The 17,140-nt window shown below is 38.2% G+C and carries 14 protein-coding genes; 6 read left to right on the top strand and 8 right to left on the bottom strand.

The window, feature by feature from the left end; all coding sequences use genetic code 11:
• Window positions 1-3: 3 nt before the first annotated feature.
• The 5 genes from arnT (at window position 4) to DD649_RS12630 (ending at window position 4,085) form a co-directional block, all read left to right on the top strand.
• A complete protein-coding gene (gene arnT / locus DD649_RS12650; RefSeq protein ID WP_336430821.1) occupies window positions 4-1,662 on the top strand; it encodes a lipid IV(A) 4-amino-4-deoxy-L-arabinosyltransferase in 1,659 nt (552 codons plus the stop codon).
• Window positions 1,659-2,006 (top strand): 4-amino-4-deoxy-L-arabinose-phosphoundecaprenol flippase subunit ArnE, encoded by a 348-nt coding sequence (arnE, locus tag DD649_RS12645; protein WP_336430820.1) that lies wholly within the window; start codon window positions 1,659-1,661, stop codon window positions 2,004-2,006. The genes arnT and arnE overlap by 4 nt, the downstream gene beginning before the upstream one ends.
• Window positions 2,003-2,410, top strand: coding sequence for a 4-amino-4-deoxy-L-arabinose-phosphoundecaprenol flippase subunit ArnF (gene arnF, locus DD649_RS12640; RefSeq protein WP_294107409.1), 408 nt, complete (start codon window positions 2,003-2,005; stop codon window positions 2,408-2,410). The genes arnE and arnF overlap by 4 nt, the downstream gene beginning before the upstream one ends.
• A 95-nt stretch (window positions 2,411-2,505) precedes the next feature.
• Window positions 2,506-2,994 (top strand): NlpC/P60 family protein, encoded by a 489-nt coding sequence (locus DD649_RS12635; protein WP_294107407.1) that lies wholly within the window; start codon window positions 2,506-2,508, stop codon window positions 2,992-2,994.
• Between the two features lie 74 nt (window positions 2,995-3,068).
• Entirely contained in the window at window positions 3,069-4,085 is a 1,017-nt protein-coding gene (locus tag DD649_RS12630; RefSeq protein WP_294107405.1) for a lipoate--protein ligase, read from the top strand.
• A gap of 101 nt (window positions 4,086-4,186) precedes the next feature.
• Here the strand turns inward: DD649_RS12630 and DD649_RS12625 are convergent, their stop codons facing one another.
• The 8 genes from DD649_RS12625 to DD649_RS12590 form a co-directional block, all read right to left on the bottom strand.
• Window positions 4,187-4,552 carry a helix-turn-helix domain-containing protein gene (locus tag DD649_RS12625; RefSeq protein WP_294107403.1) on the bottom strand — a complete coding sequence of 122 codons (366 nt, stop codon included), beginning with the start codon at window positions 4,550-4,552 and terminating at the stop codon, window positions 4,187-4,189.
• Window positions 4,553-5,146: 594 nt separating this feature from the next.
• Window positions 5,147-5,968, bottom strand: coding sequence for a heme ABC transporter ATP-binding protein (locus tag DD649_RS12620; protein ID WP_294107401.1), 822 nt, complete (start codon window positions 5,966-5,968; stop codon window positions 5,147-5,149).
• Window positions 5,969-5,972: 4 nt separating this feature from the next.
• Complete coding sequence (locus DD649_RS12615; protein ID WP_294107398.1) at window positions 5,973-6,974, bottom strand: iron chelate uptake ABC transporter family permease subunit; 1,002 nt, start codon at window positions 6,972-6,974, stop codon at window positions 5,973-5,975.
• Entirely contained in the window at window positions 6,971-7,804 is an 834-nt protein-coding gene (locus DD649_RS12610; protein ID WP_336430819.1) for a hemin ABC transporter substrate-binding protein, read from the bottom strand. Before DD649_RS12610 ends, DD649_RS12615 begins: the two co-directional genes overlap by 4 nt.
• 17 nt (window positions 7,805-7,821) lie before the next feature.
• A complete protein-coding gene (locus DD649_RS12605) occupies window positions 7,822-8,871 on the bottom strand; it encodes a ChuX/HutX family heme-like substrate-binding protein (RefSeq protein ID WP_294107394.1) in 1,050 nt (349 codons plus the stop codon).
• Window positions 8,872-9,083: 212 nt separating this feature from the next.
• A complete protein-coding gene (locus tag DD649_RS12600; protein ID WP_294107392.1) occupies window positions 9,084-11,231 on the bottom strand; it encodes a TonB-dependent hemoglobin/transferrin/lactoferrin family receptor in 2,148 nt (715 codons plus the stop codon).
• A 528-nt stretch (window positions 11,232-11,759) separates the two neighbouring features.
• Entirely contained in the window at window positions 11,760-12,809 is a 1,050-nt protein-coding gene (locus DD649_RS12595) for a 3-deoxy-7-phosphoheptulonate synthase (protein WP_294107390.1), read from the bottom strand.
• 127 nt (window positions 12,810-12,936) lie between these two features.
• Window positions 12,937-13,797, bottom strand: coding sequence for a pyruvate, water dikinase regulatory protein (locus DD649_RS12590; RefSeq protein WP_294107388.1), 861 nt, complete (start codon window positions 13,795-13,797; stop codon window positions 12,937-12,939).
• 275 nt (window positions 13,798-14,072) lie between these two features.
• On the opposite strand from DD649_RS12590, the gene ppsA reads away from it, so the two are divergent.
• A complete protein-coding gene (ppsA, locus tag DD649_RS12585; RefSeq protein WP_294107386.1) occupies window positions 14,073-16,451 on the top strand; it encodes a phosphoenolpyruvate synthase in 2,379 nt (792 codons plus the stop codon).
• Window positions 16,452-17,140 lie beyond the last annotated feature (689 nt).

The following is a 17,140-nucleotide window of genomic DNA, read 5'->3' as shown; positions in this document are numbered from 1 at the left end:
CGTATGTTGAATAACCGAGCGAGCAAAGTAGGAGCCTCTCTGCTGGCTCTTTTTTTTATCCTGACTTATTTTTTGCCGTTGAACAGCCGTTTACTTTGGCAACCTGATGAAACGCGTTATGCAGAAATTAGCCGTGAAATGCTACAGCGTGGAGACTGGATTGTTCCGTACATGTTAGATGTGCGTTATTTTGAAAAACCCGTCGCAGGATATTGGATTAATAATATTAGCCAAATGATTTTTGGTGAAACTAACTTTGCGGTGCGTTTTGGCTCTGTATTTTGTATTTTTCTCAGTGCCTTACTTGTTTATCGTATGGCTAAAATGATGTGGAGAAATAATCATGTCGCTTTTGTTGCTAGCTTCATTTATATCTCTATGTTTTTGGTTTTTTCTGTTGGTACCTATAGCGTACTTGACCCGATGCTATCTCTGTGGATAGCGGCAAGTATGTATTGCTGTTTATGGGCGATGAAAGCACGAGAAGTTAAAACCAAGCTAGCGGCATGGGCTTGTTTGGGGCTTGCCTGTGGTATGGCATTTATGACTAAAGGGTTTTTAGCTTTGGCAATCCCCGTCATTGTGATGATCCCGATTACTCTCTATCAAAAACGTTTCCTTGAAATGATAAAATATGGCCCAATAGCCATTATTTTTGCGATCTTAATTAGCTTGCCTTGGGCGTTGGCGATAGCTCAGCAAGAGCCTGATTACTGGAATTATTTTTTCTGGGTCGAGCATGTTAAGCGTTTTACAGCAGATGATGCGCAGCACGTGGCTCCTTTTTGGTATTACATCCCTATTATTATATTGGGTGCTATTCCTTGGGCTGGCTTATTACCTGGGGCATTAATTAAAGGTTGGAAAGAGCGTAAATCAAGCCCTGATATGTTCTTTTTATTGTGTTGGTTTATTGTTCCGGTTATCTTTTTTAGTATTTCTCGTGGTAAATTACCGACTTATATGCTGCCATTTATGGCACCATTAGCGTTACTGATGGCAAAATTTGGTGTTGATTGTGTTCGTAATGGCAAAATGGCTGCATTGAAAGCGAATGGGATCATTAATATTATCATTGGTATCGCCGCAGTGATCGCAGTAATTGTCGTGAGTTCAGTGATTAAAAAACCTTTATATGAACCTGACGAATGGTCAAAAATGGTTTTAGGGGTGGTTGCATTTTCCATCTGGGCAATTATTGGCTATCTGTGTACTGTATTGAATGCTAAATATTGGTTATGGGCTGCATCTTGCTCATTAGCAGTCAGTTTATGTATCGGTAGCGCTTTACCAAACAACACGATTGATTCAAAACTACCACAGAACTTTATTCATCAAAATCATGATTTATTAATGAATAGCCGGTATTTGATGGCGAGTAATGTTGGCGTTGCGGCAGGATTAGCATGGGAAACCCAAAACTCACAAATCTACCTTTATAATAGTAGTGGCGAATTGACTTATGGACTTGAATATCCAGATAGCCAACACCGACTGGTTAAGCCTGAAAACTTTGCTGCTTGGTTAGAAAAAGCACGAAAAGAAGGGCAGGTAACCGTAGTGTTCTTACTTAAGCGTAAGGATGGTCTACCAGATATCCCTAAGCCAGATGAGGTGATTCAAAATTCGCGTATGGCCATTGTGGTTTATCATAAGCAATGATTACGCAATTATCGCTTTTATTATTCGTTAGTGTATTAACCTGTGTCGGGCAAATTGCACAAAAGCAAGCCGTGGTTTGTTGGCAAGGTGATAACACTAATAAAGCAGCATCAGCCATTCGTTGGTTGGTGCTAGCGGTATTGATGCTTGGGCTAGGGATGCTTTTTTGGTTAAAACTGTTAGAAAGTATGCCATTAAGTATTGCTTATCCCATGCTAAGTATCAATTTTGTGTTGGTTACATTGATTGGCCAGTTTGTTTATCATGAACAAACTGGGTTTAAACATTGGTTAGGTGTTATTTCAATTATGTTTGGCATTTTGCTAATGAGTATCAGTATATGAATAAAGGCTACTTATGGGTATTGGGTAGTGCGATTTTAGTGACAATCGCTCAATTGAGTCTCAAAGCGGGTGTGATGGAACTGCCTTCGTTCGCATTAGGTTGGCATTGGTTGCAAATTGATTGGCTTCTGGCAAATACAGTGAGCTTAAGCATTATTTTTGTTGGTTTAGTATGCTATGCCTTATCGATGCTATGTTGGTTATTTGCACTTAAATTTATTGCACTAAATAAAGCCTATCCGCTAATTAGCCTGAGTTATGTTTTTGTTTATATTCTGGCAGTAGTATTACCTTGGTTTAATGAACCTGCGACATGGCTTAAAGCAGCCGGAATTGGATTCATTTTGCTTGGGGTATGGCTCATTAGCCGTCCGACAGTTCAGCAAACAAAAAATATTAAGTAAGATGCATTTATCGATTAATTGTATATTTTTCATGCATTGCTCATTATGATGTTAGATTAAGCATATGTTTTAACTGTAACTTGTTAGGGTGCGCTATGATAATGAAAATACAACACCTTCCATTGCTGCTTTGTTTGGTGCTAATCGGATGTTCATCAACATCAGTTAAACGAACGCCTGCGCCCCCTTTAAAAACACAGCTCTCTGATCCAATTATGACGATAGCGCAGTTAAAAGATCAGTTACAACAATGGTATGGCACACCTTACCATTATGGTGGAATGAGCCAAAACGGTGTGGATTGCTCGGGTTTTGTCTATCGTACTTTTAATGATCGCTTCGCCATTCAATTACCGCGAACTACAGTTGATCAAACTCAGCTTGGTACTCGAATAGAAAAATCAGATTTAATGCCTGGAGATTTAGTTTTTTTCAAAACCGGTTCAGGTGAAAATGGCCTGCATGTTGGTATTTACGATACAGATAATACATTTATTCATGCATCAACTAGTAAAGGTGTTATTCGTTCATCACTCGAAAATGTCTATTGGCGAAAAGTGTTTTGGCAAGCAAGACGTATCTAATTTCTGTGTTTTCACCATTATTTCTTCAATGATTATGCTATCTTAGACGTAAATTTTGTTTCTAGGATAGCCTAATGTCAACGTTACGTTTACTCATCTCAGAATCCTTCGATCCTTGGTTTAACCTTGCGGTTGAAGAAACTATTTTTCGTCAAATGTCTGCAGACCAACGAGTGATGTTCTTATGGCGTAATGCGGATACCGTGGTTATTGGTCGCGCGCAAAACCCTTGGAAAGAATGTAATACACGCCGTATGGAAGAAGATAATGTGCGTCTGGCACGCCGAAGTAGTGGCGGTGGCGCTGTATTTCAAGATTTGGGTAATACCTGCTTTACTTTTATGGCAGGAAAACCTGAATACGATAAAACTATTTCTACACAAATTATTGTAAACGGATTAGCTCAAGTTGGAATTGATGCTCAGGTTTCAGGTCGAAATGACTTAGTTTTAAATACCGACAATGGGCCCAGAAAAATATCGGGATCAGCATATAGGGAAACTCGTGATAGAGGTTTTCATCATGGCACGTTACTCATTAATACCGATTTAAATCGACTGGCTAACTATTTGAACCCAGATCCGAAAAAGTTACAGGCTAAAGGGATCACTTCTGTTCGCTCTAGAGTTGCTAACCTATGCGAACTGGTATCGGATATCAGTCATGAAAAAGTGTGCGAAGGCATAATTAATAGTTTTTTCAGTCATTACGGTGAAACAGTTGTCGCTGAATATATTTCACCTGACAAATTGCCTGACCTACCTAATTTTGCAGAAACTTTTGCCAAGCAAAGTAGCTGGGAATGGAATTTTGGGCAAGCTCCTGCATTTTCTCATTATTCAGATACACGTTTTTCATGGGGTGGTATTGAGTTTCACTTTGATATTGAAAAAGGGATTATCACCCGTTGCCAATTTTATACTGATAGTCTAGACCCATCACCACTTGAGTGGATGAGTAACCAGCTTACAGGTCGAGTTTACCAAGCTAATACTATTAGAACATTAATTCAACAAATGACTCAGCAGTGGCCAGATTTAGCTGAACAATTAGCGGATTTAGAACACTGGTTAGTTCATGAACTGAGCTAAAAAAAGAGCCGATTTAATCGGCTCAGACATAGACTTCAATATTTGAAAATAAAAAACTAATAGGAAGGAATGGTATTCTTACAATTCAATTTACTTGGTGATTAGCAGCTACAGGTCATAAACGCTTTACACTCAGGCATTTCACCTATTTGGCGAAATTTTGCAGGTGTTGTATCAAAATGTTTTTTGAAGATCCGCGTAAAAGTTGCTTGAGAGCTAAAACCGTATTGCAATGCAATATCAAGGATAGGCAAATTGCCTTCACGTAAGGATTTAGCTGCTTCTAATAAACGACGTTTACGAACATATTCACCTAGCGTGCATCCTTTCATCTCTTTGAAAACACGCTGCAAATGCCATTTTGAATATCCGCTTTTGTCGGCTATCGTATCAATTTTGATGCCTTCATTGCGCTGCAACTGGCTTTCTAGCCATTTAATAATCTCGTTGACTACACTTTCTGACATATTTACCTCCTACTATCGTAGGTTATTGTTCATTAATTACTAATAATAGCTCTGGAAATTAGGGTCTATTCTTCCTGTTTTTCCGATATATCGATAGGCTAAACGTGCGGTTTTTTAGTGAGAATAACTATTGTTACGATAGGTTTTAAAAAAACAGACAATTTAAACATACAGTGATGAATGTTTAAAGTTCATTAAAATCAATGTATTAACCTAATATCTCATGATGAATTTATTAATAATTTTATCAATTTAAATAATATTCAAATATATTGTTGAAGCTGTTCGATTTTATTAACCAAGTAAACTATTGAAAAATTAATTTAACTTAAATTTGATATGAAGTGGCGGAAATAACAATAATCAACAGGAAATTCCGAAATGAGTGATTTGAAGTTAAATGCTGAAAATAATCAATTAAGTGGTGTAATAGTTAATAATAATAGATTTAAACAGAGTGATTAATTATTGATAGTATTAGTACTGGTTAGATTTTGAGAGTTATACACCAATTGCACTATACATTGATTGCTATTTAATCAATGTATAGTGCGTAGAGATGAATGATATTATTCAGATAATCAAAAAACGCATTTATTGGCGTAAACAAATATGAGGCTTTAAAGTTTCAGGGTGTGGAATAACCGTTAAGTCGGCTTTATACCAGCGTGTTAAATTTTCAGTGGTTAAAACGCTAGATACGCTACCTTCACTGACTTTTTTACCTTGGTGCAGTATATATACCCGATCAGCGTAAAGCGCTGCTAGATTGAGATCATGTAAAACACAACATACACCTAAAGGGCGTTCACGAGTTAATCGACGTAATAGCCGCAATGTATGCTGTTGGTGATGAAGATCTAATGCAGAAGTGGGTTCGTCAAGAAATAAGCAAACAGGCACATTAACTGGCTGCCAAATCTGTGCAAGTGAACGGGTGAGTTGTACTCGTTGCTGCTCTCCACCTGAAAGTTGGCGGTATTCGCAATAGCGTAAATGGGTACAATCCGTTTGTTGCATCGATTCTTCAATCGCTTGCTGTTTATTTAGTGTGCCATGAGGAATTCTTCCCATTGAAATAATATCTTCAACAGTGAAATCAAATGCGATATGGCTATGTTGCTTCATGACGGCACGCTTTTGAGCTAATTTATTTACTTGCCAATCTAATAAAGAATATCCATCAAGTAAGCATTCACCAGTGGTTGGTGTCACAAAGCCGGTCAATAGTTTTAGTAAGCTAGATTTTCCTGCGCCATTGGGGCCGATAATGGCGACTATTTCATGGGTGCCAAGGGTGAAGCTAATATCATCAATTAATAGCTTATTATTGATTTTGTAACTAAGGTTGTGTGCTTCTAACAGGTGGGAGGTATGTCGCTGAGTTTTAATAATAGCTTGTTGAATTAACGACATGAAGTTAATGCCTCCTATTTGCTTTACGTAAGATTAGCCATAAAAAGTAAGGTGCGCCAATCAACCCAGTAATGAGTCCAACAGGAATTTCAGCTGGCGTGACTAATGTTCGGGCTAGAGTGTCCGCCATTAATAATAAAATGGCACCTGCGAGTGCAGAGCCCACGATTAACCATCTGTGGTCAGCGCCTAACGTCATACGGACCAAGTGAGGTATGACCAATCCGATAAAGCCAATAACACCACTCATGGCAACAGCACAACCAATAAGCAATGCACTTAAAAACAATAAAATAAATTTAGTTTGTGCAACGTTTAGGCCTAAATAATGAGCATCTTCATCACCCAATTGAAGGATATTGAGTTTGTTGCTCTGCCAGAGGCAAATAAAACAAGTCAATAAAATAACGGTGGCGGCGACAGTAATTAGTGACCAATCTCCATTAACTAAGGTTCCCATCATCCAAAGGCTAAATGTCCGTAATTGCTGATCATCACTGATATAACTTAGCACGCCAATTAATGACATAGCTAAAGCATTGATGGCAATTCCAGCAAGTAATAACGTTGTTAAATTTCCATTGGAATAACGGTTCAAGCTGAAAATTAGTATTGAAACGAATAAGCTTCCGATGAAAGCGGCACCTATGTAGCCGTAGTTTTGTAATGTATCGGGTAGCGAAATGGAAAATACTATAAATATAGCGACACTAAATGCGGCACCACTACTGATGCCGAGTAAGCTCGGATCTGCGAGTGAATTACGAAATAGCCCTTGCATTATCGTGCCCGATACGGCGAGGGCGAGCCCAACAAGAATGGCTAATACAATACGAGGTAGTCGGATATTGAGCCAAATTTGCCATAGCGGATCGCTAATAGGGCGCGACCACAAAACTTTAAACGAGAGATCCATTGCGCCAGTATTAGAAACTATTATCACAATCCCGATAAGAGCGAATAGCATCGCAATAACACTTCGAATAGGGTATTTAGTTAGATTCATGGCAATTTCTCTAACGCTTCACGTATCTGATTCATGACGGCGGGTGTGCCTAAACTAAAGCTGAGCATGCCCATATCATCGACTACCAATAAGGCTTTATTTTTAGCTGCGGTTGTCATTGCCATACCGGGTAACAACCAAATTTTATCTATTCCACCCAGTGATTTAATGCTCTCTTTACCAACAATAATTAAGTCAGGTTGACTTGCTATTACCCCTTCAGGTGAAAGAGGGCGATAATGGTTAAACTCGCTTAATGCATTTTGTGCGCCAAGAGCGAGGATCATACTGTCAGCTGCGGTTTGTTTTCCTGCCGCAAGAGGTAAAACGCCGCTATGACTCATAATGAACATGATTTTTTTATTAATACTAGTGGTATTTACCTTGCTAAGTTCTTGGTTAAAACGTTGTATTAGCTCTTTTCCTTGCTCAGTTTTACCAAGCGCAGAGGCTATTGTTGAAATTTTGTCAGGAATGGCTTTTAAGGTAGGGACACCAGTAACTTTGATTACTCGTACACCATTTTTTTCAATTTGTGATAATGCCATTGATGGTTTAGCGAGAGCACTGGCGATCACTAAAGTAGGATGCATAGAGAGCACACCTTCAGCGTTAAGCATTCTCATGTAACCAACGTCCGGTAGCTTGAATGCAGCTTCAGGATGTCGGCTGGTGCTGTCACGAGCCACGACTTGAGAGCCAGAACCTAAGGCAAACACAATTTCAGTCACATCACCACCCAAAGTAACAATACGGTCTGATGCTTGTGCATTCAGTGTTGTTATCGTGATGACTACCATGATCCCTACCATTAAAAGCCATTTTTTCATATTATTTACCTAATTAATTAAATTTTCGGTAATGAGAGAATTTGATCGCGCCATATTTTTTGTTCAGGCTCACCTTCGGTACGCTGGCCATACATTTGTATGATTTGATTACCATTTCTATCAAAAACTTCTAAGCTGGTTACAAAACCATCTTGAGTGGGTTTTTGGGTTACCCAACATTCGGTTACACCATTTTCGATCATATGTAAGGTGAAATTTGAGTTGAAAACATTCAGCCAGTTGATACCGGAGTCTTCTTCAAAAAGAGGGGATAAACGTTCAATTAAACCGGTAAATATTTGCACACAACCACGGTTGCCAACAAAAAGCATAATTTCATTTTGTTGCTCATGAGCAATTGATAGTAATTGAGAAAGTGAATTGATTGGAACTTGCCAAGCAAGCTCATCACTGACCGCACGAAAGACTTGTTGGCGACTTAGATTGTTATTTTTCAACAAAATAAAAAATTGGTGAACGTCGGTCATGCTACGCCATTGTTGTTCGAGTTGTTGCGCTAATGCTTCATTAATAGGCTGTTCTGAGAATGGTTGTACTTTGTTAATTATTAATTCAGGATTATGCTCTGTAGCATACTGTTTGATCAGCGCATTCCATGCAGACATATCAGTGTGTTCAGTTGCATAGACTTTATGTAGTGCATCTCCGTGTTTATCGAAAAACTGAATGCTGTGATGTTCTCCATTACTAATATTTTCATTTAATGCAAATACACTATCCCATTGTGCAAAAAACATTCTAAGGTCTAATCCTCTAGGGTTTAAAAATAAGCCTGCATGTGAGCTAAACTTGGCATTATCGTATTGACCTATTTGCTGACTAATGGCGAATTCATTACGTGTAATTGCTTTAACTTCACCAATCGTTGATAGTGCTTGGAGTAAGTCAGGGATGTTTGCTGATAATCGTTGGGAACCATCTTTACTAACACGACTATGCAAAATTTCTGCCTCAGAAACATTAAGGTGATCTGCCAAATTTCGAGTATATTTTCCTTTATTTTCTTTTTTTGCTTGTTGGTAGCGTTCAAAGAGTATTGTATTCACTATTATTTCCTTAGTATTAATATAGTTATTGTTAATTTGCAGGTTACTTGGTATTAATAACACTTGTATGAATGTAGGGTACTGCAAGCCTTTAATATTCTTGGTTATTAGCTAAATACTGACGATGAAGTTTTTGTTTTATTATCGTAGTCATCTGATATCACTTTTTTGATAACAACTTATCCATAACAACGCGTCAGCAATTTTGTTGGTTACCACTTATAATTCATACTGAAATAGAAGTTTCTACCTTCTTGTGGTACCCCCATTGATGAAACGTATTGTGTATCAAAGGCATTTTTTAATGCTAAAGTTGAACTCAACCCTTCAATAAATTGATCTGCTTGATAATTTACATAAAAATCATGTAGTTGGTATCCTGGGTATTGAATGACTTCTTTGTGATAACGATCTAAGCCTTTATCTGATTTATGCTGCGCTAATTTATAGGTTGAATTGCCTTCAAGTGCTGTTTTTGCCGAAAACTCACCAACCCAACCTAGGTTGAATCCAGTGGCCGCTATTGGTGCATTTAATCTAACAAGGTAAGTTTCAGGTCGAACTGATGAAAGGGAATAATGAGTATCATCTTCTTCACCAATAGTTCTGTTATGACTGATATTTAAATCGAACCAATAAGTTTTATAATGAATAAAACTATCAACCCCATAAATTGTGGCTGATGGGATATTGGTGAAATATATTTCACGGGGGAACCATTGGTAGATACCTTGCGTCCAATTGTATTCTTTGGTGTAACGTCCTTCGACTGCAATATGGTTTTTCGCTTTAGTTTTAAAATAAGTAGTACCGAACTGCAAAGAATCTCCAGTGAAGGCAAGATCATCAAAACTAAATTTTAGCCCTGCTTCTAGTGTTTTATTAGTTTCGGGTTTTAAGTCAGGTGATGGTCTAAACTCTGAGCTAAAAATAAAAGCTTTAAAATGGTTTGAGTTGTTATAGAGCTCAGCCATACGAGGTGTACGATAACCCTCTGAATATGAAGAATAAATATTTAGCCAATGAGTAGGTGTTGCACTAAGTGCAAAACGTGAAGACCAGTTATTGTGCTTATTTTCATCAAAATTTTCACGGGATGCTTTATATTGTGTAAAGCGGGTGCCTACTGAAAAAGTAACTGGTAAGTGATGCAATGTGATGTCATTTGCTAGCCAAACTGATGCATTTGATAATTCAGCTGGCGGATAACTGATAGTATGTTCATTTGGCTTTTGTTTTTGTTGGTAATATTCAAATCCACTTTGAATATAATGGCTTACCCAACTGTGCATAGGAAGATTAAAACTATTGGTGAATTTAGTGCCATAAGTGTACTGATTACGTTTTTCGGTACCGTATTGTTTTGTTGATTTTACTTTGATTAAATCAAGTTGGCTTAAAGCGAGGTCGGTGTAATAAATATCCCAATCTGCTTGCCAATTTAAGTTGTTTTTGGGTGTAAAGTGCTGATGTATCAAAATATCTTTTTGATGACTGTTTCTTTCATGGGCGGTATTTTTAAACTTAGGTTGTTTGGTATCAATTACTGTTGGTTGTTTTAAACTAATACCATGATTCTGATACTCTTTTAATTGTAACCCAAGGCGATAAGATGGATGGGCAAACCACAACGTTTTTAACATCCAGTTGTGAATTTTCTCATTATTATCAAAAGGAGGTAACTCTGGAGAACTCCTGAGTTGTTTTGTCCTTTGGGTATAACTAAATAGGGCGTCAACAGTGTCTGTTCGGCCTAATAATGTGCCTCCTGCATAATAGCTGTGATCGTTACGGTTAATACCACTGAAAACACGCCCCCCCATATTTTGTCCAGGTTTCAAAATATCAGCTGCATTTAGTGTTTTCATTGAAACGACTCCAGCCAATGCCCCCCCGCCGTGATGCAATGAAGAAGCGCCTTTATGTACATAAACTTTTTTAATTAGAGATGGGTCAATAAAGGTCGCATCGTATAAGCCGGAATTAAAATCTTGTGTGATATTATCAACGGTAATTTTAACTCCCCGTGAATCGTATCCTCGCATATGAATACTTTGGCCATAAGTACTACCTGAACCGGAAACAAATACGCCAGGCTGACCTTTTAATAGATCAAGGGCGGAACTAGCAGCTTGGTATTCAGGCGCTTGAGCATCAATAACATCAACTTGTTCAGCAACTGCAATGCTTTTAGTGCTAGGCGGGAGTGCGGATACATGTAGGATGTCACTATTTATATTTTGAGCTAAGGGAGCGCTACTGAAACCGGCTATTGCAAGTGCGATAGCAAGAGTAGAAATAGTAAATTTTTTTTCTTGAAGAATAATAGTGGTTGATGAGGGCATCAGGTTACTAGCCATAGGAAGTCCTTTCCTTATGTATAAATTAAAGCTGGCTGCCTGAATTGAGTTCTGGGTGGCTTGCCGAATAATGTGTTTTTATGCAGATTAACTATTTAAATTATTAGTCGTTCATATTATTTTGTTAAAATTAATTTACTAGCTTGAGTTTGCGTGAGTTGGTATAGCATCACTTTGATGTAATATTTTTATTTTATTATTTATATTGAGCAGCTTATGGGTATTTATCCACTGAGTTTTTACTGTCGTGATTGATGTTTTATTATAAATAAACGAATGTATTGCTGTATCTAATGGCATGCAGACCTTAAAGAATTACATTTTTCTTAGTGAGAATAATTATCGTTAAGCTGAGGTAGGATATCAAGACATTTTTGAAATATTTTATATATTTATAATAAATTATTAGTCAATAATATTGTTTTTAATATATTAATTGAGTTTATATTCGTTGGAATGAGGGGGAGGTGACTATTTTGGCAATAAGCTTTATGAAAAGCCTACGCCAAAAAGTCTATATTTCGAGGATTATTTAAATCGATAGTCAATAGCTTGAGCTAAAATTTCGATGAGTTGTTCGGTATCTTCCCAACCAAGGCATGGATCAGTGATTGATTGTCCATAGACAAGTGATTGGTTTGGTATGATTTTTTGAGTACCTTCAACCAAGAAACTCTCGGCCATAATGCCGCTGATTGCGGTTGACCCATCTTTAATTTGTTCAGCGATATCGCGAGCCACTTCTAATTGACGACGATGTATTTTTTGGCAATTACCGTGGCTAAAATCAACCACTAAGTGCTCTGCAAGTTCAAATTTACGTAATTTGTCACATGCAGCGGCAAGATCGCCGGCACTGTAGTTTGGTTGCTTACCCCCGCGCATAATAATGTGACCATGAGGATTACCTTTGGTTTGGTAAATCGTCATTTGGCCATTTTTATCGGGAGATAAAAACATATGTTGAGCTTTAGCTGCACGAATGGCATCAATCGCGATATTGATATTACCATCAGTACCATTTTTAAAGCCGACAGGGCAAGAAAGGGCTGACGCCATTTCACGATGAATTTGGCTTTCGGTGGTTCGTGCGCCAATCGCTCCCCAACTAATAAGGTCAGCAATATATTGCCCAGTGACCATATCGAGAAATTCAGTGGCGGTGGCAAGCCCTAGCTGATTAACTTCTATCAGTAATTTTCGAGCTAATCGAATGCCCGTATTGACCTGACATGAGTTATCTAAATTAGGATCAGATATTAATCCTTTCCAACCAATGACGGTGCGCGGTTTTTCAAAATAAGTACGCATCACGATTTCCAAGCGATCTTGGTAGCGTTCACGCAGTACATTTAGCTTACTTGCATACTCAATTGCCGCATCGATATCGTGTATTGAGCAAGGGCCTACGATAACCAGTAAACGGGGATCTTGGCCGGAGAGAATATTTTCAATTCTTTTTCGTGACGCTGTCACGTTTTCGGCTACTTTTTGGGATATAGGAAACTCTTCAGCAAGTGTTTGTGGCGTAATTAAGCTACCTACACGCTGAGTGCGTAATTCATCTGTTTTTTGCATTTTTCTTTCTCAAAACTTTAATAGGCTGAGCCATATCAGTGATAAGGATCACAATAAACGAAAGTGGCTCAATTTCAACCTCCAACTGAGATTGAATTAATTATTTTTTATATTTTCTTTGCACGTATTAAAAAATACGTCGTTGTAATCCCATACTATCAATCACTTTAGCGGAGATTTCTTCTACAGAATAATTGGTAGTATTTAAATAATTGATCTTATTTTGTCTAAATAAGGCTTCAACTTCTGCAATTTCAATACGGCATTGGCGTAATGAAGCATAGCGGCTGTTTTCACGACGCTCTTCGCGAATAGCTGCTAATCTTTCTGGACTAATGGTCAAACCGAATAGTTTATGAGTGTAAGCACGTAGCGCAGTAGGCAGCTGCAAGTTATCCATATCATCTGCGGTGAAGGGATAATTGGCAGCTTGAATACCAAATTGCATCGCTAAATATAAGCTTGTTGGTGTTTTTCCACAACGAGAAACGCCTATCAAAATAACTTGTGCTTGGTCGAGATTACGTAGCGAAATGCCATCATCATGTGCGAGGGTATATTCAATAGCAGCAATGCGCGCATCATATTGGGTCATGTTTTGCATTGATAAGCCATGAGTTCGATTGAGCTTGGGTTCAGGCTCTAGGCCTATTTCTTGTTGAATTGGGGCCACAAGGCTTTGCACGATGTCCTGACAAAACCCAGAACTCTGAGTGATGATGGCTTTAACCGCAGGTGAAATAATGGAATAAAACACTAATGGGCGCATTTGTGTCTCTTCATAAATAGTATTAATTTTTAATTTTATTTCTTGCGCCCGTGCTTCAGAGGTTACAAAAGGTAGCGTATACGACATAAAAGCGAGCGGAAACTGTGATAATACCGCATGACCTAATGTCTCAGCAGTAATTGCAGTGCCATCAGAAATGAAGAAAACGGTTCGTTGTACCGAGGCTGTACTTTTATTCATAGGGTTCAATTCGCTCATAGATTTCTTCTTTTAATGAATTTTAATGTATTTATCTCTAATTTTAGAAATATATTATATTTGATTAAAGTTTAAAAAATAGTTTATAGCGGAAAGTATAGCCATAATTTGAATGTTTTTTAGAACAAAAAAGTTTTCTTGTTAGATGGAACGATTCACCTGTCCATCTTCTCATAGCGTCTGTGCTAGTCTATTTTCCGAGGCGAGTTTTCGCCAATGAGATTTCTTACGATTTGTACTCTGTCACTAAATTGCTATAAAAAGGATCGCTTTCAATGTCCACAAATGGCCTCACTCCGTGTAATGTACTTTGGTATAACCAATTAGGGATGAATGATGTTGACCGTGTTGGTGGGAAAAACGCCTCACTCGGTGAAATGATTACCAACTTATCTGATCTTGGTGTATCCGTACCAAACGGTTTTGCGACAACCGCACAGGCGTTTAATGATTTTCTTGAGCAGAGTGGTGTTAACCAACGCATCTATAATCTGTTAGACGAAACGGATATTGATGATGTGAACCAACTGGCTATCGCAGGGGATCAGATCCGCCAATGGGTAATTGATACTCCGTTGACCAAGGAATTGGAACAAGATATTCGTGTCGCTTATCAACAGCTTTCAGAAGGTGAGTCTGAAGCATCGTTTGCAGTTCGTTCGTCTGCAACCGCTGAGGATATGCCGGATGCTTCATTTGCTGGGCAGCAGGAAACCTTTCTGAATGTTCAAGGAATCGATGCTGTTTTAATTGCGATTAAACATGTCTTTGCTTCGTTGTTTAATGACCGAGCCATCTCTTATCGCGTTCACCAAGGTTATGACCACCGAGGCGTTGCGCTTTCAGCGGGTGTACAGCGAATGGTGCGCTCAGATTTAGCCTCAGCAGGCGTGATGTTCACCATTGATACTGAATCTGGTTTCGATCAAGTCGTTTTCATCACTTCAGCTTATGGCTTAGGTGAGATGGTGGTTCAAGGTGCAGTCAACCCTGATGAATTTTACGTACATAAACCAACTTTACAGAATAATCGTCCGGCTATTGTTCGCCGTACCCTTGGCTCGAAAAAATTACAAATGGTTTATGCCAACAGTAAAGAGCATGGTAAACAAGTGCAGATTGAAGATGTACCAGAAGCATTATGCAATCGTTTCTCTTTGACTGACCTTGAAGTAGAAGAACTATCACGCCAAGCATTACAGATTGAAAAACATTATGGTCGCCCTATGGATATCGAATGGGCGAAAGATGGTCATAATGGTCGTCTTTATATTGTACAAGCAAGACCAGAAACGGTACGTTCTAACCAACAAGTCATGGAGCGCTATCTACTAAAAGAACAAGGGCAGGTGCTTGTTGAAGGACGTGCTATCGGCCATCGTATTGGGGCTGGTAGTGTAAAAGTCATTCATAACTTAAGTGAAATGGATAGAATACAACCGGGTGATGTTTTAGTTACTGACATGACGGACCCTGATTGGGAACCTATCATGAAAAAAGCAGCAGCAATTGTAACTAACCGTGGTGGGCGAACTTGTCATGCTGCAATTATTGCTCGTGAGTTAGGTATTCCCGCCGTCGTTGGCTGTGGTGATGCGACCGAATGCTTGAAGGAAGGCCAACAAGTCACAGTTTCTTGTTCAGAAGGTGACACGGGCTTTGTGTATGAAAATAAACTAGAGTTTGAGATCCACAGTTCTGAAGTGAGTGACATGCCAAGTATTGACGTGAAAATCATGATGAATGTAGGTAATCCAGATCGTGCTTTTGACTTTGCATGCTTACCTAATGAAGGTGTAGGTTTGGCAAGACTTGAGTTTATTATCAATCGGATGATCGGCGTTCACCCAAGAGCACTTTTAGAGTTCGATTCACAAACTCCTGAAATACAAAATGAAATACGAGCTATGATGGCGGGGTATGATGATCCGATAGAGTTCTATATTGGAAAATTGACTGAAGGTATTTCAACATTAGCCGCTGCCTTCTGGCCTAAACGGGTTATTGTTCGTTTATCTGACTTTAAATCTAATGAATATGCCAATCTAGTGGGTGGCGCTATTTATGAGCCAGAAGAAGAAAATCCAATGTTAGGCTTCCGTGGTGCGGGTCGCTATGTTTCAGATAGTTTCCGTGCGTGTTTCGCGCTTGAGTGTGAAGCTGTTAAGCGTGTTCGCAATGATATGGGACTGACAAATGTTGAAATTATGGTTCCATTTGTTCGTACTGTAGCACAGGCCGAAGCAGTTGTAGCTGAGCTAGCGAAGCATGATTTAAAACGCGGTGAGAATGACTTAAAGCTCATAATGATGTGCGAGATACCGTCTAATGCATTACTTGCCGATCAATTCCTTGAGCACTTTGATGGCTTCTCGATTGGCTCTAATGACATGACCCAGCTAACTTTGGGATTGGATAGGGACTCTGGCGTTGTATCTGAGCTATTTGATGAACGAAATGACGCCGTTAAAGCACTGTTGTCCATGGCAATTAAAGCGGCTAAGGCACAGAACAAATATGTCGGCATCTGTGGTCAAGGTCCATCCGATCATCCTGATTTTGCTCAGTGGTTAGTAGATGAAGGTATTGATAGTTTATCATTGAATCCTGATACTGTAGTACAAACATGGCTAATGATTGCAGAAAACCAATAAGCTAGGTATTTAGTTAAGCGAAAATGGTCAACATAGAAATACTTTGTTGGCCATTTTTATTAATTAAAAATATCAATTGATGAAATAGGTATTAGCTATCAATTATTTTTAGACTCTAGTCTCAAATATTAATTAGGGACTATCTGGAGTTAATATAAATAGAGTTGTGATTAGGTTAATACACAAATAGAGAGTTTTTTGAAATGGGAGCAATCAAATCCTGATTAATTAATTGTGGTTAGGTGGGGGATTTAATTAAGTGCAATTACTCGCATGTTGTGTAATAAGGTGAGAGGTTAATAAAAGTAGTTTGAATAGTTATTTATAATGAATATGAATATTATTCATATTAAATAGCAGATAAAAAAAAAGCCTATCATGGGCTGACAGGCAAAGACTACACACAGCAATTTTGTTGATACAGCCAAGCTTTATAAAGAAAGCATGACCCAGATATTCATTTAATTCAAAGTAAATTCAATAAGTTGATAATAATCTAATCATATTGCTTAATCACTAAGAACACTCTTAATATATATTACTCATTATACTTAACAGGAATTGCATCCAGTTGTTTAATGGTATCACACATTAAGATAAAAACTAATTTTAGAATGTTAAATATTGTTTCTAAATATTAATGAGAATTATATCATGAAAGTTATGTAATAAAAAAGCATGTTTAATAT

The organism is Providencia sp. (genome assembly GCF_003533305.1).
Classification (GTDB): Bacteria; Pseudomonadota; Gammaproteobacteria; order Enterobacterales; family Enterobacteriaceae; genus Providencia.
This window is presented reverse-complemented; position numbering and strand designations above follow the sequence as displayed.